General features: G+C 63.5%; 14 protein-coding genes and 1 rRNA gene. 5 read left to right on the top strand and 10 right to left on the bottom strand.

The window, feature by feature from the left end; genetic code table 11:
* Positions 1-87 precede the first annotated feature (87 nt).
* Positions 88-3,687, bottom strand: coding sequence for an indolepyruvate ferredoxin oxidoreductase family protein (locus BC1002_RS14690; RefSeq protein ID WP_013090782.1), 3,600 nt, complete (start codon positions 3,685-3,687; stop codon positions 88-90).
* A gap of 388 nt (positions 3,688-4,075) precedes the next feature.
* On the opposite strand from BC1002_RS14690, the gene BC1002_RS14685 reads away from it, so the two are divergent.
* Entirely contained in the window at positions 4,076-4,276 is a 201-nt protein-coding gene (locus tag BC1002_RS14685) for a hypothetical protein (RefSeq protein WP_013090781.1), read from the top strand.
* A 144-nt stretch (positions 4,277-4,420) separates the two neighbouring features.
* Here BC1002_RS14685 and hppD read toward each other — a convergent pair whose 3' ends face one another.
* On the bottom strand, positions 4,421-5,518 hold the full coding sequence (gene hppD / locus BC1002_RS14680; protein ID WP_013090780.1) for a 4-hydroxyphenylpyruvate dioxygenase: 1,098 nt from the start codon (positions 5,516-5,518) through the stop codon (positions 4,421-4,423).
* 188 nt (positions 5,519-5,706) lie between these two features.
* Here hppD and BC1002_RS14675 point away from each other — a divergent pair, with 188 nt between their 5' ends.
* Positions 5,707-6,204 (top strand): Lrp/AsnC family transcriptional regulator, encoded by a 498-nt coding sequence (locus BC1002_RS14675; protein ID WP_013090779.1) that lies wholly within the window; start codon positions 5,707-5,709, stop codon positions 6,202-6,204.
* A 90-nt stretch (positions 6,205-6,294) separates the two neighbouring features.
* Here BC1002_RS14675 and BC1002_RS14670 read toward each other — a convergent pair whose 3' ends face one another.
* From BC1002_RS14670 to paaA, 8 genes are all read right to left on the bottom strand, one after another.
* On the bottom strand, positions 6,295-6,963 hold the full coding sequence (locus BC1002_RS14670) for a GNAT family N-acetyltransferase (protein ID WP_013090778.1): 669 nt from the start codon (positions 6,961-6,963) through the stop codon (positions 6,295-6,297).
* Between the two features lie 277 nt (positions 6,964-7,240).
* On the bottom strand, positions 7,241-7,852 hold the full coding sequence (locus tag BC1002_RS14665; protein WP_013090777.1) for a TetR/AcrR family transcriptional regulator: 612 nt from the start codon (positions 7,850-7,852) through the stop codon (positions 7,241-7,243).
* A 12-nt stretch (positions 7,853-7,864) separates the two neighbouring features.
* Positions 7,865-8,686 (bottom strand): DUF1835 domain-containing protein, encoded by an 822-nt coding sequence (locus BC1002_RS14660; protein WP_013090776.1) that lies wholly within the window; start codon positions 8,684-8,686, stop codon positions 7,865-7,867.
* A 171-nt stretch (positions 8,687-8,857) separates the two neighbouring features.
* A complete protein-coding gene (gene paaE, locus BC1002_RS14655) occupies positions 8,858-9,946 on the bottom strand; it encodes a 1,2-phenylacetyl-CoA epoxidase subunit PaaE (protein WP_013090775.1) in 1,089 nt (362 codons plus the stop codon).
* Between the two features lies 1 nt (position 9,947).
* Positions 9,948-10,532, bottom strand: a complete 585-nt coding sequence (gene paaD, locus BC1002_RS14650; RefSeq protein ID WP_013090774.1) for a 1,2-phenylacetyl-CoA epoxidase subunit PaaD — start codon at positions 10,530-10,532, stop codon at positions 9,948-9,950.
* A gap of 7 nt (positions 10,533-10,539) precedes the next feature.
* A complete protein-coding gene (gene paaC, locus BC1002_RS14645; RefSeq protein WP_041734458.1) occupies positions 10,540-11,343 on the bottom strand; it encodes a 1,2-phenylacetyl-CoA epoxidase subunit PaaC in 804 nt (267 codons plus the stop codon).
* 16 nt (positions 11,344-11,359) lie between these two features.
* Positions 11,360-11,644 (bottom strand): 1,2-phenylacetyl-CoA epoxidase subunit PaaB, encoded by a 285-nt coding sequence (gene paaB, locus BC1002_RS14640; RefSeq protein WP_013090772.1) that lies wholly within the window; start codon positions 11,642-11,644, stop codon positions 11,360-11,362.
* 36 nt (positions 11,645-11,680) lie between these two features.
* The gene (gene paaA, locus BC1002_RS14635; RefSeq protein ID WP_013090771.1) at positions 11,681-12,679 is read right to left on the bottom strand and encodes a 1,2-phenylacetyl-CoA epoxidase subunit PaaA; all 999 of its coding nucleotides are present in this window, start codon (positions 12,677-12,679) and stop codon (positions 11,681-11,683) included.
* 248 nt (positions 12,680-12,927) lie between these two features.
* Between paaA and BC1002_RS14630 the strand changes: the two genes are divergently transcribed.
* From BC1002_RS14630 to BC1002_RS14620, 3 genes are all read left to right on the top strand, one after another.
* A complete protein-coding gene (locus BC1002_RS14630; RefSeq protein ID WP_013090770.1) occupies positions 12,928-14,550 on the top strand; it encodes an NAD(P)/FAD-dependent oxidoreductase in 1,623 nt (540 codons plus the stop codon).
* A gap of 85 nt (positions 14,551-14,635) precedes the next feature.
* Complete coding sequence (locus BC1002_RS14625; protein ID WP_013090769.1) at positions 14,636-15,916, top strand: SGNH/GDSL hydrolase family protein; 1,281 nt, start codon at positions 14,636-14,638, stop codon at positions 15,914-15,916.
* A 352-nt stretch (positions 15,917-16,268) separates the two neighbouring features.
* Positions 16,269-17,801 (top strand): 16S ribosomal RNA (locus BC1002_RS14620).
* Positions 17,802-17,868 lie beyond the last annotated feature (67 nt).

Below are 17,868 nucleotides of genomic sequence, written 5' to 3'. Positions count from 1 at the left end.
GGTTTCGTAGCGTTTTTTTTTGGGGGGACCGAAAAAAAACGGCGGTCCGTGAAGACCGCCGCTTTTCAGTTCAACTGCCAGAGTCGATCAAGCCGCGTGCTGCGTCGTCTTGCCTGCATCGGGCGAACGCCAACGCGTGAGCAGCTCGTTCCACTTGATGCGCACGCCTTTCAGGTTGTTCTCCTTGACGTGCCCATAACCGCGGATGCCGTCGGGCAGATTAGCGAGTTCGACGGCGAGATCGCGTTTCTGCGCAGTCAGCCCGCCAATCAGCTCGCGCACCAATGCCTCGTATTCGCCGATCAGCGCGCGCTCGGTGCGGCGCTCCTCGGTGTTGCCGAACACGTCGAGCGCGGTGCCGCGCAGGAACTTGAGCTTTGCGAGCACGTGCATCGCGCGGAACATCCACGGACCGTACTTCTTCTTCACCAGATGGCCGTGCGCGTCCTTCTTCGATAGCGTCGGCGGCGCGAGATGCAGATGCAGCTTCCAGTCGCCTTCGAACGTCGCGTTCAGCTTTTCGATGAACGCCGGGTCGCTGTACAGACGCGCGACTTCGTATTCGTCCTTGTACGCCATCAGCTTGTGCAGGTTCTTCGCGACCGCTTCGGTCAGCGGCATTTGGCCGTCGGCGGAATCGAGCGCTTCTTCGGCGGTCCGCACCTGCGACACCAGCGCGCGATAGCGCTGCGCGTACGCACTGTTTTGCCAGGCGGTCAGATAGTCGGCGCGCTTGTCGATCAGCGTGTCGAGCGCCTTCGGCGTATGTAGTGCGATGATCTTGCCGCTTGCGCTGTCGGCCGACTCGCCGCGCCTCTGCGTTTGCGCGAGCTTGCGTACCGCGGCCAGATCGTGCGCGGCACGCCGGCCCCATTCGAACGCGGCGCGGTTTTTCTCCACCTGCACGTTGTTCAGCTCGATCGCGCGAATCAGCGACTCGTGCGTGAGCGGCACCCAGCCGCGCTGCCACGCGTAGCCGAGCACGAACGGGTTCGTGTAGATCGCGTCGCCGAGGAGCGCGACGGCGAAGTGATTTGCGTCGACGGCCGAGACGTTGTCGTCGCCGGCCGCGGCACGCACGTCGGCTTCGGTGCTGCTGCCGGGGAAGCGCCAGTTCGGGTTCTTGATCAGCTCGGCCGTCGGCGTGTGCGCGCTGTTCAGCACGACGCGCGTGCGGTTCGCCTGCATGCGCGACACGCACTCGTCGCTGGCGGTCACGATCGCGTCGCAGCCGATCACGAGGCTCGCTTCGCCCATCGCGATGCGGGTCGCATGGATGTCGGCCGGCTGATTGGCGATCTGCACGTGGCTCATCACGGCGCCGCCTTTCTGTGCGAGGCCGGTGACGTCGAGCACGGTGACGCCCTTGTTCTCGAGATGCGCGGCCATGCCGAGCAGCGCGCCGATCGTGACGACGCCGGTGCCGCCGACGCCCGTTACCAGCACGCCGTACGGACGCTCGATGGACGGCAACTCGGGGTCCGGCACTGACGGCATTTCGGCGCCGGCGCCCGACGCCGCCTTCGGCTTGCGCAACTGGCCCCCTTCAACGGAGACGAAGCTTGGGCAGAAGCCGTTCACGCACGAGAAGTCCTTGTTGCAGGTCGACTGGTTGATCTGGCGCTTGGTGCCGTACTCGGTGTCGAGCGGTTCGACCGACAGGCAGTTCGACTTCACCGAGCAGTCGCCGCAGCCTTCGCACACCGCCTCGTTGATCACGACGCGCCGTGCCGGATCGGGATACGCGCCGCGCTTCCTGCGTCGGCGTTTTTCGGTCGCGCAGGTCTGGTCGTAGATCAGGACCGTGGTGCCCGGGACCTCGCGCAGCTGGCGCTGCACGTCGTCGAGCTGGTCGCGGTGATGAATGTCGACGCCGGGCGCGAGGCCGACGTTCGCCGCGTACTTCTGCGGCTCGTCGGTGACGATGACGATCTTCGTCGCGCCTTCGGCGGCGAGCTGATGCGTGATCTGCGGCACGGTCAGCACGCCGTCGACCGGCTGGCCGCCCGTCATCGCGACCGCGTCGTTGTACAGCAGCTTGTACGTGATGTTCGCCTTCGACGCGATCGCCGCGCGAATCGCGAGCAGCCCCGAGTGGAAGTAGGTGCCGTCGCCGAGATTGGCGAACACGTGCTTGTCGTTCGTGAACGGCGCCTGGCCGATCCACGCGACGCCTTCGCCGCCCATCTGGCTGAACGTGCTGGTGCTGCGGTCCATCCAGACCGTCATGTAATGACAGCCGATGCCGGCCATCGCGCGCGAGCCTTCCGGCACGTTGGTCGACGTGTTGTGCGGGCAGCCCGAGCAGAACCACGGCTTGCGCTCGACTTCGACGCGCGGCCGCGCGAGCGCCTTTTCCTTCGCTTCGATCACCGCGATGCGCGCGGCGATGCGGGCGCGCACGTCCGACGGCAGATCGAACTTGTCGAGCCGCGTGGCGATTGCCTTCGCGATGATCGCGGGCGACAGCTCGTAGTGCGCCGGCAGTAGCCAGTTGCCCATCGGCACCGACCATTCGCCGCCGGCGCCGTCTTTTTCGTCGAACTTGCCGAACACGCGCGGGCGTTGCGCGTCGGGCCAGTTGTACAGCTCTTCCTTGATCGCGTATTCGAGGATCTGGCGCTTTTCCTCGACCACGAGAATTTCATCGAGACCGCGCGCGAAGGCCTGCGCGCCTTGCGCCTCGAGCGGCCACACGCAGCCGACCTTGTACAGCCGGATGCCGATGCGAGAGCAGGTTTCGTCGTCGAGACCGAGGTCGGTCAGCGCCTGACGCACGTCGAGATAAGCCTTGCCGCCGGTCATGATGCCGAAGCGTGCATGCGGCGAATCGATTTCGACGCGATCGAGTTTGTTCGCCCGCACATAGGCGAGGCCCGCGTACCACTTGTAGTCGAGCAGACGCGCTTCCTGTACGAGCGGTGGATCGGGCCAACGAATGTTCAGCCCGCCGTCGGGCATCACGAAGTCTTCCGGCAGGATGATGCTGGTGCGGTGCGGATCGATGTCGACCGATGCGGACGATTCGACCACGTCGGTCACGCACTTCATCGCGACCCAGAGGCCCGAATAGCGGCTCATCGCCCAGCCGTGCAGCCCGAAGTCCAGATATTCCTGCACGTTCGACGGAAACAGCACGGGCAGCCCGCATGCCTTGAAGATGTGTTCGGACTGGTGCGCGAGTGTCGAGGATTTGGCCGCGTGATCGTCGCCGGCGAGCACCAGAACGCCCCCGTGCCTCGACGAGCCGGCGGAGTTGGCGTGCTTGAAGACGTCAGCGGAACGGTCGACGCCGGGGCCCTTGCCGTACCACATCGAAAACACGCCGTCGTATTTGGCGCTCGGGTACAGATTGACCTGCTGGGAACCCCACACGGCGGTGGCCGCGAGGTCTTCGTTGACGCCGGGCTGGAACACCACCTGATGCGCGGACAGGTGCTTCTTGGCTTTCCACAGTGACTGGTCGAGTCCGCCGAGCGGGGAACCACGGTAGCCGGAGATGAAGCCGGCCGTGTTGAGGCCGGCGGCGCGGTCGCGTTCCTGCTGCAGCATCGGCAGACGCACCAGCGCCTGGATGCCGCTCATGTAGGCGCGGCCGCGATCGAGGGTGTATTTGTCGTCGAGCGTGACGGAAGACAACGCGGCTTCGAGCGAGGCTCGCTGACCTGCGTCTAGCGGGGCATTCATTATGTGTACTCCTCCACTTCAGCTTGGGATCACCAAAACTTTTCTGGCTCCCGGCATCTTGTGAATGCTGGGGCCGGGGTCGTCATATTGACGGGTTTCAAGCGATGGTAGCACTGGTGGAAACCCGCCGCAGCGGATCAAAAATCGCCCGCGCGAGGTCCGATTTCAGACGGTTTCGCGGCAAGTTGGCTACGTCTTGTCAGCAGTTGACGCGGGTTTTCAGTGGAATCGAGCTGGGTTTCGCCTGCGCATGTAACAAGCTGTAAAACCTACAAATCTGCGGAACCGCAGTGAAAAGCACTGTCTAATCCCCGACCTGCGAGCGATGCCGATCGCTGCGCATTCTGCGCAGCTACTGGACAGCAGGGTAGTGAGAAAAGGAGTACGCATGAACAAAAGAAACATCCAGACGTTCCTGATGGTTTCCGCCGCATTCTTCGCGATGAGCGCGCCGATGCACTCGAATCCGGGCAGCACGGGGGCGCTGTCGAACGCGATCCTTCGCACGGCGCAGGTAGCGCCGGCGCCTGTGGGAATGGGGCGGGCCGACGGTGCGATCGGCAACAACGGGTACCGGCAGAACTCGTGACGCGCCGCATCGCGCGCGGTCTTGTCTTATGACAACCGGCCGCCGTTCCGAAGAGAGCGGCGGCGTTGCAAACTGAACGGGCGAGGATCCTGCGATCCTCGCCCTTTTTTCTTCTGCGCGCCGATCAGGCGCGAGTCACCGCGATCAGGTCTTGTCCTGCACGACGCCGCGGCGAATCTGGTCGAGTTCGATCGATTCGAACAGCGCCTTGAAGTTGCCCTCGCCGAAGCCCTGGTTGCCCTTGCGCTGAATGATCTCGAAGAAGATCGGGCCGATCTGGTTTTCGGTGAAGATCTGCAGCAGCAGATCGTCGGGCGCGCCGTCGATCAGGATTTTGCGCTTGCGCAGTTCCTCGAGCGGCTCGCCATGATTCGGCACGCGTCGGTCGACGAGTTCGTAGTAGGTGTCGATCGTGTCGAGCAGCGAAATGTTCGACGCACGCAGGCCGTCGACGGTGCGGTAGATGTCGCCGGTGCCGAGCGCGATGTGCTGGATGCCTTCGCCGTGGTACGCGTCCAGATATTCCTGGATCTGGCCGGCGGTGTCCGAGCCTTCCTCGTTGATCGGAATGCGGATCTTGCCGCACGGCGAGGTCATCGCCTTCGACTTCACTCCCGTCACCTTCCCCTCGATGTCGAAGTAGCGCACCTCGCGGAAGTTGAACAGGCGCTCGTAGAACTCCGCCCATTCCTGCATGCGGCCGCGATGCACATTGTGCGTCAGGTGATCGATATAGGTCAGACCGTGGCCGACCGGATTGGGGTTCGCGCCGGGAATCGGCTCGAAGTCGACGTCGTAAATGTCGATGTCACCGATGCTGTTCGGCGCCGCGCCGTTCTTGCCGCGCCAGCGGTCGACGAAATAGATCAGCGAATCGCCGATGCCCTTGATCGCCGGAATGTTCAGCTCCATCGGGCCGGTCTTGTTGTCGAATCCCCACGCCCCTTTTTCGAGCGCTTGGGCGTAGGCCTTCGCGGCGTCCTGCACGCGGAACGCGATCGCGCAGATCGACGGGCCATGCAAGCGCGCGAAGCGCTGCGCGAACGAATGCTTCTCCGCGTTGACGATGAAGTTGATGTCGCCTTGACGATACAGCGTCACGTCCTTGTGACGATGCCGCGCGACGGCCGTGAAGCCCATCCGTTCGAACAGCTTGCCGAGCGCTTTCGGGTCCGGCGCCGTGTATTCGATGAATTCGAAGCCGTCGGTGCCGACCGGATTCTCCCAAGTAGAAACCTGCATTGTCTGTCTCCAATCTCATGCAAGGGGTTGCCGAGGCGCGCTGGCGGTGAGCGCGCGGGATGGTCGGCTGAGCACGACCGGATAGGGCAAGTGTAGAACGGTGATGGAGGCAAGAACTTGCGAACTTAATCGCGCGTCGGTACGCTTGAGCTACTTTATGGCTCGGTTCGAGAGAAAAGTGGCAGAACATGGCTAATAGCGAGATAGATGCGATCGATCGACGCATTCTGGCGATCCTTCAGGAGAATGGCCGGCTGTCGAATCAGGAGATAGCGGAGCGGATCAACCTGTCGCCGAGTCCGTGCCTGCGGCGGATTCGCCGGCTCGAGGAAAGCGGCGTGATTCGCGGTTATGTCGCGCTCCTCGACGCGCAGCGTCTCGGACTCGACCTGCTTGCGTATGTCAACGTGCGGCTGGAAAAGGGTGGCGGTCGCGCGTTCAGTCCCCATGGCGAGGCCACGCACGCCGATCTGTTCGGCGCGGCCGTGCAGACGTGGCCCGAAGTGGTCGCGTGCCACGCGATGACGGGTGAGATGGATTACCTGCTGCGCGTCCAGGTGGAGGACATGGCGCACTTTTCGCGCTTCGTACAGGACCAGTTGCTGCGGCATCCGTCGGTGATCGATGTGAAATCGAGCTTCTCGCTCGAAAAGATCAAGGAAACGACAGCGCTGCCCATTTTGTAGGCTGCACGCGGAACGGCCTGCGCAAGGCGTACAGATAGAAAAAAAGGCGACCTTGCGGCCGCCCCAGTCTCATTTCCCCGTAGCGATTATTCAGGCGGCGACAGGCACCGGCATGAACGACTCGAACAGTCGCGATGCCTGGCGCGCGTGGCGCTTCAGTGCGTAGTCGAACACGGCGGCCTGCTCCTGCAGCATTTCCGCGAGGATGCTCGACTGATCTGCCGGCGACAGCGTCAGATAGGCGTCGGCTTCGCCGTATGCGTACTCGATCTTCATGCCGGCCTTTTTGGCGATGTGCATCATGGTCGAATTGCGCGCCAGACAGTGGATGTACAGCGTCGTCACATGCGTGTTGCGGCTGCGGATCGCGGCGCGCTCGAACAGCTTCGAACCGATACCGATGCCGCGCGCGCTTTCGAGCACGGAGACACCGAACTCGGCGGTGCGCTTGTTGCCTTCAGCCGGCAGGTAGGCCAGATGGCCGACGCCGCTCAGTTCCAGCTTGCTGTTGAACACGCCGAACACGGTGTCGCGCGTGAAGTCGATCGTGCGCACGTAGTTCTCGATCACGTGGTTCGGCACGACCTGGCCGAAGCGCAGCAGGCGGTCCTCTTCGTCGAGCGCGAGAAAGTGCGTGAGCAGGCGTTCCCGATCGACCGCGGTGAGTTCACGAACCAGAACGTGCGCGCGTCCAGCAGGCAGCGTCGCGCGATCGTTCGACGCGATCGGCTCGGTGGTGCGATGGGTCGGCATGTTCATGGTCGGGTTCTCCTTTTAATCAGGCGGTGTTGTGCACCGCAAAACCGATTTTAGCGGAAACCCCAGCCATTCACTAGGGAAAACCCGTACCAAAAACTGAAGTGATTATCTAGAACGCTGAAGCCTAAATTTAATTGCTTGAATTTAAAGGGAAATTTAAAGTGAACGCACGTTCGTGACACAATGCCGCACGTATCCCCGCGCTGACTTGTTCCGTCTGACCGTTGTTGCTTTGCATCATCCGCGGCATGGGTAGCGATCGGTTCGGACGGTCGTCTCACTTAGCCGGCGCGGTGCCGAGACCATGCTCGACCATGCCGACCACCTGCTCTGCGAATTCGCGGTAGCCCATGCGGCCTTCCGGCTTGAGCCACGTGAAGGTCCAGTTGATCATCCCGAACACCATCATCGTCAGCGCGGTCTGGTTGTCGCGTGTCGCGCGTTCAGGGTAGGCGCGCGCGAGCTGTCGCGCGAACGCGGCGACCACGTCGCGCTGGCGGTTCAGGATGATCTCGCGCTGCGAATCGACCAGATACTTGACGTCGTTCAGCAGCGCGACGTGGCGGCTGTGCGACGTCTCGTACTCGGACAGGAACGCGCGGATCAGTTCCGCGAAGGTTTCCCGCTCGCTCAGTTCACGCCGCTGGCTCGACCCCTCCACCTCGGCGATGATCAGCATCAGCCGCTTCGTGTAGCGATCGAGCAGGTCGAACAGGATCGCTTCCTTGCTCTCGTAGTAGTGATAGAGGCGCGCCTTCGAGGTGCCGCTCGCCGCGGCAAGATCGGCCATCGACGTGCTTGGATAGCTGGTCTGCGCAAACTTCGCGGCGGCCAGTTCGAGAATCTGCTCGCGTTGGGTTTCGTGGTCGGGGGCTCGGGTGCGGGCCATAGTTGTCTGTTTTTATCTTATTGGGGTGGGCAGGGGGGCGGATGCCGCGCGCAGTTCGAGCGAGCGCCATTCGTTCGCGTCGCCACGCAGGTGGATCCGTCGTTGCGTCGCGAGTTCGCGCATGCGCCACAGCACGATGCTGTCGCTGGCGAGAAACCACAGTTCGGCGGCCATGACGTAGGCGGCGGCGCGCGCGGCGGGCTGCCAGTCGTCGGTTGCACGTTCGAGGATCAGCGCGTCGATTTCTGCAAAGCTGCCGCTCGTGAAGGTGTTGTCACGCCAGCGCCGCGTCTCGCCGTTCGCCTGCTTGACCTCCTGCCATTCGAGCGCGAGCCGGCTGATGCGCAGCACGGAAATCGGCGCAGCGTCCGGCAGATGTGCCTGCAATACGTCCGGCGCAAACATGCCGACCGATGTCGCGTGATCCTTGCGGGTATGCGCCCACGCTTGCGGATCGGTGAGGTCGGCGATCGACAGCCGCACTTCGTTCAAACGCTGCGGGCTGTTGCGCACCAGGTAGCAGACGCGGCGCAGCAGCAGCTGATCGGACGCGCTTTCGCCATGCCACACGACGAGATTCGCGGTATCGCTCGCGAGGCCGTCGAGCACCGCGGCCTGTTCGCGGAATTCACGCGCGAAGTCGCGTTTCGTGTCGGCGCTGACACGTTCCCAAAAGTTGGCGCGCACGTGCAGAGCGTCGTCGACGCCGCGTAACGGGCCGACCGCCAGATCGTCCCGCAACGGTTGCACGCGATCGTCGCGGCCCGCCTGGGCCAGCGCGGTACGCAGCGACTCGGCGGCGACGTCGCCGTTGGTGAGGTGAATCGTGCTCATGGGCAAGGGCTTGCTATGACGCTTGCTGCTGTAACAAAAAGAGGCCGCTCGCCGACTGGAAACCGATGTCCCGAGCGACGAGCGGCCCCTAGTGTAAGCGGATCGCGAAACGGCCGAAAGCGGCGGCGGCCGTTACACGAAGCGAGTCCACGCCCAGGCCACGAATACCACTCAACGTTCGTCGTAACTGACGACGACCTTGCCGCTCACCGGATGACACTGACACGTCAGCACGAACCCGTCGCGGACCTCGTGTTCTTCGAGCGTGTAGTTCTTTTCCATCTTCACTTCGCCCTCGAGCACCTTCGCGCGACACGTGCAGCACACCCCGCCCTTGCACGCATACGGCAGCGCGAGACCGGCGCGCAGCCCGACGTCGAGCACGCTCACGCCCTGGTACGGCAGGCGCAGCTTGCGCCGCTTGCCGTCGAGCACGATTTCGAGGTCGGCCGCGGGGGTGTCCGCGGTGATCTCGACGGGCGGCACGCCCGCCTGCGGCAGCGGCGTGCCGAAGCGCTCCACATGCACCTTCGCGGGCGGCACGCCGGCTGCCTTCAGCGCCGCCTCGGCCGCGTCCATCATCGGCGCGGGGCCGCAGATGAACGCCTCGTCGATCGCGTCGGCCGGCAGCAGCTGTTCGAGGAACGCCGCGCACTTCTGCTGGTCGAGCACGCCGTTAAACAGCTCGACGTCCTGCAGGTCGTCCGACAGCACGTGATACAGCACGAAGCGGTTCATGAAGCGGTTCTTCAGATCCTCGAGCTCCTCGGCGAACATGATCTGGTCGACGCTGCGGTTGCCGTACACCAGCGTGAAGGTGCTGCGCGGCTCGACTTCGAGCGTCGTCTTGATGATCGCGAGCACCGGCGTGATGCCCGAGCCGCCCGAGAACGCGAGGTACTGCTGGCCCTGTTCGGCGTTCAGGTGCGTGAAGAAGCGCCCGTCCGGGGTCATCACGTCGATCGTGTGGCCGGGCTGCAGCGTGTCGAACGCGAAGTTCGAGAAACGCCCGCCGCGCACGCGCTTGATGCCGATGCGCAACTCGCCGTCGCGGTCGTAGTCGGTGACGCCCACGCAGATCGAATACGAGCGGCGCGTTTCCTCGCCGTCGATATGCGTCTTCAGCGTGACGAACTGGCCCTGCGTGAAGCGATACTGGTCGCGCAGTTCGGGCGGGACTTCGAAGGCAACCGACACCGCATCGGCGGTTTCGGGACGTACTTCGCGGATACGCAGCGGATGGAATTGCGGGGTGGCCATATCAGTACGGTTTGAAGTAGTCGAAGGGTTCGCGGCAGTCGAGGCAGCGATACAGGGCCTTGCAGGCGGTCGAGCCGAACTGCGCGAGCCGCTCCGTGTGCGCCGAGCCGCAGCGCGGGCAGGACGGTGCGGGCAGCGCGCGCGGCACGAAGCGCAGCACTTTTTCCTGCGGCGCGGCGTGCGCTTGCGTGGCGCCGCCGCAGTTGCCCGTGGGCGGCGCGATGCCGTAGACGCGCAGTTTTTCGCGCGCTTCGCCGGTGATCCAGTCGGTGGTCCACGCCGGCGCGAGCACGGTGGCGACGCGGTACGGCGTGAGCTGCGCGGCCTCGAGCGCACGGCCGATGTCCTCGGCAATCTGCGACATCGCCGGGCAGCCCGAGTAGGTCGGCGTGATCACGACTTCGAGCGCGCCGTCCGCGGCGCGTCGCACGTCGCGCAGGATGCCCAGTTCGCGGATCGATACCACCGGGATCTCCGGGTCGGGTACCGCTTCGAGCACGCTCCAGGCGCGGATGAGCGCGGGATCGGTGGTGGCGGTGGTGGCAGCGGCTGTATTCACGGCCTGCGCGGCGGTCGAGGTCGTCATCGTGGGCTCACCAGCTCGCGCCCGGATGCTGGCGCGCAAGGCTCTGCATTTCCGCGAGCACGAAACCCATGTGCTCCGAATGCTCGCCATGCTTGCCCGTGCTCACGTGCCGCAGCGCCGCGGGCAGCGTCAGCGTGGCTGCGTCGAGCGTGGCGCGCACGTCGTCGAGCCATGCGGCTTCCAGCGTCGAGGTGCGCGGGCCGAGGCCGGCCGCGGCGATCGCGTCTTCCACCGCGTCCGCGCTGAAGAACTCGTACGTGTACGGCATCAGGTAGTCGAGCGCGGCCTGCGCGCGACGGTGCGATTCGTCGGTGCCGTCGCCGAAACGGATCAGCCACTCGCTCGCGTGATGCACGTGGTACTGCGTTTCCTTGATCGACTTCGCGGCGATCGCGGCGAGCTGTTCGTCGGCGGAATCCGTCAGTGCGCTCCACAGATGCCTCATCAGCGTCGCGTACAGGAAGTTGCGCACGATCGTGACCGCGTAGTCCTTCTGCGCCTGCGCGGTGCCGGCGAGCGGCCCGTAGTGCGGCAGCTCGGCGAGCGTGTAGTTCGCGAACTCGCGCTCGGCGCGGAAATACGCGTAGTCGTCCTCGCTGCGCTGACGGCCGGTGAGCTGCTGTTCGAGCGCGGCCGCATGCGTGTACAGCAGGCGCGCCTGGCCGATCAGGTCGAGGCTCATGTTCGACAGCGCGATGTCCTCTTCGAGGATCGGGCCGTGGCCGCACCACTCGCTGTTGCGCTGACCGAGGATCAGCGCGGTATCGGCGAGGCGCAGCACGTACTGCAGATGTTCGGGCGTGATGGACATAGTGGTCATGGCGCGCTTACATGTGGTTGACTTCGTCGGGCAGCGTGTAGAACGTCGGGTGGCGATAGATCTTGTCGCCCGCCGGTTCGAACAGTTCGGCCTTCTCGTCGGGTGCCGAGGCGGTGATCGCCGAGGACGGCACCACCCAGATGCTCACGCCTTCCTGGCGGCGCGTGTAGACGTCGCGCGCCATGCGCAGCGCCATCGGCGCGTCGGCCGCGTGCAGACTGCCGCAGTGCTTGTGGTCGAGTCCCTGCTTGCTGCGCACGAACACTTCCCAAATCGGCCATTCCTTGTTCATTGCTGATCTCCTGATTCCTGTGATGTGCGGTGCCGCTCAGGCGGCGTGCTGTTGCGCGCGCTGGCGCTGCTTCCCGGCATGGGCCAGCGCGGCTTCGCGCACCCAGGCGCCGTCTTCATGGGCCTTCACGCGGGTCGCGAGGCGCTCGCGGTTGCACGGGCCGTCGCCATTGACGACGCGCCAGAACTCTTCCCAGTCGATGTCGCCGTAGTCGTAATGGCCGCGCGCCTCGTTCCATTTGAGCTCCGCATCGGGCAGCGTGACGCCGAGCACCTTCGCCTGCTCGACGGTCGCGTCGACGAATTTCTGGCGCAGGTCGTCGTTGGTGATGCGCTTGATGCCCCATTGCGCCGACTGGTTGCTGTGCACCGAGTCCTTGTCGCTCGGGCCGAACATCATCAGCACCGGCCACCACCAGCGGTTCACCGCCTGCTGCACGAGCTCGCGCTGCGCGTCGGTGCCGGCCATCATCGCGAGCAGCGCATCGAACCCCTGGCGCTGGTGGAACGACTCTTCCTTGCAGATGCGGATCATCGCGCGGGCATAGGGCCCGTAGGTGCAGCGGCACAGCGGGATCTGGTTCATGATCGCCGCGCCGTCGACCAGCCAGCCGATCACGCCGACGTCGGCCCAGGTGGGCGTCGGGTAGTTGAAGATGCTCGAATACTTGGCCTTGCCCGCGTGCAGCGCGTCGATCAGCTGCTCGCGCGACACGCCGAGGGTTTCGGCGGCGCTATACAGGTAGAGCCCGTGGCCGGCCTCGTCCTGCACCTTGGCGATCAGGATCGCCTTGCGCTTCAGGCTCGGCGCGCGCGTGATCCAGTTGCCCTCGGGCAGCATGCCGACGATCTCCGAGTGCGCGTGCTGCGAGATCTGCCGCACCAGCGTCTTGCGGTAGGCGTCGGGCATCCAGTCCTGCGGCTCGATCTTGCCGTCGGCGGCCATGACCGCGTCGAAGCGCGCCTGTTCGGGCGAATTCGCGTCCGCGTCCAGCGGGGCGACGTTGCCGGGGATATCGAGGGATTGGGTGTACATGAGGGACGCTCTCTGGAGGAGTGGTCTGTGTCGGCGTAGTATAAATCAACCGACCGGTCGGTTAATAAATTTTTTGTGGATGGGTATTGGCTTTGATAGCGCCATTCAGTGTCGTAGGAGCGGGCCGGCGGCTTTGCCGCGGTTTAGATGTGCCTGCGGCTCCTGACCGGACGTCACCCCGCCCCGACACTTACCGGTAAAATTGCGAATTGGCCGCGATTTGCGGCCCACTTGCATCTCCGGTACTCATGTTACGTCTAAGCGAAATCAAACTCCCGCTCGATCACCCCGAAAGCGCCCTCGGAGCCGCCATCCGTGCGCGCCTCGCGGACCTCGGCGTCGCGCGGGACGGGCTCATCCGATACACCGTGTTTCGCCGCGCGCACGACGCGCGCAAGCGTGCCGACATCAAGCTCACCTACATCGTCGATGTCGAGGTCAAGGATGAAGCGGCCGCGCTGAAACGGCTCGCCGACGTGCCGCATTGCGGCGTGACTCCAGACATGAGCTACAAGTTCGTCGCCAAAGCGCCCGCGCAATTGAGCACGCCGCGTCCGGTCGTGATCGGCATGGGACCGTGCGGTCTGTTCGCGGGACTGATCCTCGCGCAAATGGGCTTCCGGCCGATCATCCTCGAGCGCGGCAAGGCCGTGCGCGAGCGCACTAAGGACACGTTCGGCCTGTGGCGCAAATCGGTGCTGAATCCGGAGTCGAACGTGCAGTTCGGCGAAGGTGGCGCCGGCACTTTTTCGGACGGCAAGCTCTATAGCCAGATCAAGGACCCGAAACACTACGGCCGCAAGGTGCTCGACGAATTCGTGCGGGCCGGTGCGCCGGAGGACATCCTGTACCTGAGCCGGCCGCATATCGGCACGTTTCGCCTCGTCAGCATGGTCGAAAAGATGCGCGCGAGCATCCACGAACTGGGCGGCGAAGTGCGCTTCGAGACGCGTGTCGAGGACATCGAAATCGACAACGGTCAGGTGCGCGGACTGAAGCTGTCGACCGGCGAGACGCTGCGCAGCGACCACGTGGTGCTGGCGGTCGGCCATAGCGCGCGCGATACCTTCCAGATGCTGTACGACCGCGGTGTTCACGTCGAAGCGAAGCCGTTTTCGCTCGGGTTTCGGATCGAGCATCCGCAAGGGGTGATCGATCGCAGCCGGTTCGGGAAATTTGCCGGTCACAAACAGCTCGGCGCAGCCGACTATAAGGTGGTCCACCACTGCAGCAACGGGCGCGCGGTCTATAGCTTTTGCATGTGTCCCGGCGGCACCGTGGTGGCGGCCACGTCGGAGCCGGGGCGCGTCGTCACGAACGGCATGAGCCAGTACTCGCGCGCGGAGCGCAACGCGAATGCGGGCATCGTGGTAGGCATCACGCCAGACGACTACCCGGGCGGCCCGCTCGCCGGCATCGCGTTCCAGCGCAAGTGGGAGGAGCGGGCGTTCGAGCTCGGTGGCGGGAACTATATGGCGCCGGGGCAACTCGTCGGCGATTTCATCGCGGGGCGGCCGTCCACGTCGCTCGGCTCAGTCGTGCCGTCGTATAAGCCCGGTGTGCGGCCAACCGATCTCAGCACTGCACTGCCCGACTACGCGATCGAGGCGATTCGCGAAGCGCTGCCGCAGATGGAAAAGAAAATCGCCGGTTTCGCGATGCATGATGCGGTGCTGACCGGTGTTGAAACGCGAACGTCGTCGCCGGTACGCGTTCGTCGCGGGGACGATTTTCAGAGCGTCAATGTCAAGGGGCTGTATCCCGCCGGCGAAGGTGCCGGATATGCAGGTGGGATCTACTCGGCGGCAATCGACGGGATCGAGGTCGCCGAAGCCGTCGCCATGAAGATAATGAGTCAGCAAACGGCGTGAGTCCGAGCGCGCACAGCCGTCGGGCACCGGCGATTGCTGCGTCGTTCGGGCACAATGCCCGTTTCGCCTCGAACCGATTCTCCGAATGACCATTCGCACCCTGGCTGCCGCATGCGGCGCGGCGCTGCTTGCCCAAATTGCTCCGGTTGCCGTTTCCTCGAGTGCGTTCGCTGCCGAAGCGCCCGAGCATTGGGTTGCCGTGTGGGCGACCGCGCTGCAACCGATTCCCCAGCGGGCCGAATTGCCACCGCTGTATCGCGCGCCGGACGTCGCCGGGCGAACCGTTCGGCAGATCGTGTATCCGACGTTGTCGGGGAAGACGGCGCGAATTCATCTGAGCAACGCATACGGCAAGACACCTCTCGTCGTCGACGAACTGCGCATCGCGCGCTCGGCCGGCGGCGCGTCTGTGGTCGAGAGGGGCGGCAGTCGAGTGATGTTCGCTGGTAAGGGCGCGGTCAGCATTCCGCCCGGCGGCGAGTTGGACAGCGATCCGATCGTGCTCGACGTCGTCGAGGGCGCGCCGTATGCGATCAGCGCGTTCATGGGACCGGAGCAGCGGATCGTCGCGTGGCACCGCGTGTCGAATCAGGTGAATTACGTGTCGGAGCCGGGCAATCACACCGCCGACGCGTCCGCTGCAGCATTTCGCGGCCGCTTCACGCAATATGTGTGGGTCACGGGCTTGTCGCTGGATGCGGCGGCATCGTCGGTTGCCGTGGCCGCGATCGGCGACTCGATCACCGACGGCATGCGCTCCAGCCTGAATCAGAATCGTCGGTGGCCGGATGCGCTGGCTCGGCGAATCGCGGCGAGCGGCGCGCCGTCGACCGCGATCGTGAATCTCGGCATCAGCGGCAACCGGCTTCTTAGCGACTCGCCTTGTTATGGCGACGCGCTTGCGAGCCGCTTCGAGCGGGACGTTTTGCAACGTCCGGGCGTCAAGGCGGCGGTCCTGCTGATTGGCATCAACGACATCAACTTTGCGGCAATGCCGCCTCATGGCGGGCTCGACTGTGATTTTCCTCATACGTCGGTCGCCGCTGCGGATCTGATCGCCGGTTACCAGCGAGTGATCGCGGCCGCGCGACGCAACGGTGTCAAGGTGTTCGGCGCGACGCTGACGCCGGCGTCGCTGCCGCCGGAGCGGGAAAGTATCCGACTCGCGGTTAATCAGTGGATCAGGACCAGTCGCGCATTCGACGGCGTCGTCGATTTCGACGCGGCGTTGCGCGACCGAGCGCAGCCGGAGCGTTTGCAGCGCGTTTTCGATAGCGGCGATCACATCCATCCGAGCGACGCGGGCTACGCGGCGATGGCCGATGCTGTTCCAGTTGAGGCCGTGGTGAGCGCGGTTCGGAAGTGAGTCACAACTTTTTTAGGCGAAAGTGAAAATGGGTGTTGACGAGACGCGAAAGAGTCTCCATAATCTCGTTTCTCTGCTGCAGACGCAGCGACGCAAACGAAGCGGTGCCGGGTAGTGGTGGTTCTGGTGCTGCGGGTTGGGCGGATCGATCTTTAAAAACTAACAGCCGATAAGTGTGGGCGCTTGATGCGGAATGCGGTGGCGGATTCTTCGGAGTCTGCCGCAAGGCAAAAGTATCAGAAGCCTCACACAGTATTAGAGGAAGGTTTATCTGTCGAAAGACGGATCAATCATCGTCAGTACGTTGAGTGAGCGACCGGTTCGTAACTGAACCGAAAACAGTAACAGGTTTGAACTGAAGAGTTTGATCCTGGCTCAGATTGAACGCTGGCGGCATGCCTTACACATGCAAGTCGAACGGCAGCACGGACTTCGGTCTGGTGGCGAGTGGCGAACGGGTGAGTAATACATCGGAACGTGTCCTGGAGTGGGGGATAGCCCGGCGAAAGCCGGATTAATACCGCATACGCTCTGTGGAGGAAAGCGGGGGATCTTTCGGGACCTCGCGCTCAAGGGGCGGCCGATGGCAGATTAGGTAGTTGGTGGGGTAAAGGCCTACCAAGCCGACGATCTGTAGCTGGTCTGAGAGGACGACCAGCCACACTGGGACTGAGACACGGCCCAGACTCCTACGGGAGGCAGCAGTGGGGAATTTTGGACAATGGGCGCAAGCCTGATCCAGCAATGCCGCGTGTGTGAAGAAGGCCTTCGGGTTGTAAAGCACTTTTGTCCGGAAAGAAAACCTCTGGGTTAATACCCCGGGGGGATGACGGTACCGGAAGAATAAGCACCGGCTAACTACGTGCCAGCAGCCGCGGTAATACGTAGGGTGCGAGCGTTAATCGGAATTACTGGGCGTAAAGCGTGCGCAGGCGGTGCTGTAAGACCGATGTGAAATCCCCGGGCTTAACCTGGGAACTGCATTGGTGACTGCAGCGCTGGAGTATGGCAGAGGGGGGTGGAATTCCACGTGTAGCAGTGAAATGCGTAGAGATGTGGAGGAACACCGATGGCGAAGGCAGCCCCCTGGGCCAATACTGACGCTCATGCACGAAAGCGTGGGGAGCAAACAGGATTAGATACCCTGGTAGTCCACGCCCTAAACGATGTCAACTGGTTGTCGGGCCTTCATTGGCTTGGTAACGTAGCTAACGCGTGAAGTTGACCGCCTGGGGAGTACGGTCGCAAGATTAAAACTCAAAGGAATTGACGGGGACCCGCACAAGCGGTGGATGATGTGGATTAATTCGATGCAACGCGAAAAACCTTACCTACCCTTGACATGGATGGAATCCTGGTGAGAGCTGGGAGTGCCCGAAAGGGAGCCATCACACAGGTGCTGCATGGCTGTCGTCAGCTCGTGTCGTGAGATGTTGGGTTAAGTCCCGCAACGAGCGCAACCCTTGTCCCTAGTTGCTACGCAAGAGCACTCCAGGGAGACTGCCGGTGACAAACCGGAGGAAGGTGGGGATGACGTCAAGTCCTCATGGCCCTTATGGGTAGGGCTTCACACGTCATACAATGGTCGGAACAGAGGGTTGCCAAGCCGCGAGGTGGAGCCAATCCCAGAAAACCGATCGTAGTCCGGATCGCACTCTGCAACTCGAGTGCGTGAAGCTGGAATCGCTAGTAATCGCGGATCAGCATGCCGCGGTGAATACGTTCCCGGGTCTTGTACACACCGCCCGTCACACCATGGGAGTGGGTTTTACCAGAAGTGGCTAGTCTAACCGCAAGGAGGACGGTCACCACGGTAGGATTCATGACTGGGGTGAAGTCGTAACAAGGTAGCCGTATCGGAAGGTGCGGCTGGATCACCTCCTTTCCAGAGCTATGCATTCCTTGCACTCAAGTGCTCACGCTTATCGGCTGTAGTTTGGTAGAAGCAACGC

Source organism: Paraburkholderia atlantica, assembly GCF_000092885.1.
GTDB classification, from domain to species: Bacteria; Pseudomonadota; Gammaproteobacteria; order Burkholderiales; family Burkholderiaceae; genus Paraburkholderia; species Paraburkholderia atlantica.
Note: the sequence above shows the minus strand (reverse complement) of the source record. Positions and strands in the feature narration are given on the sequence as shown.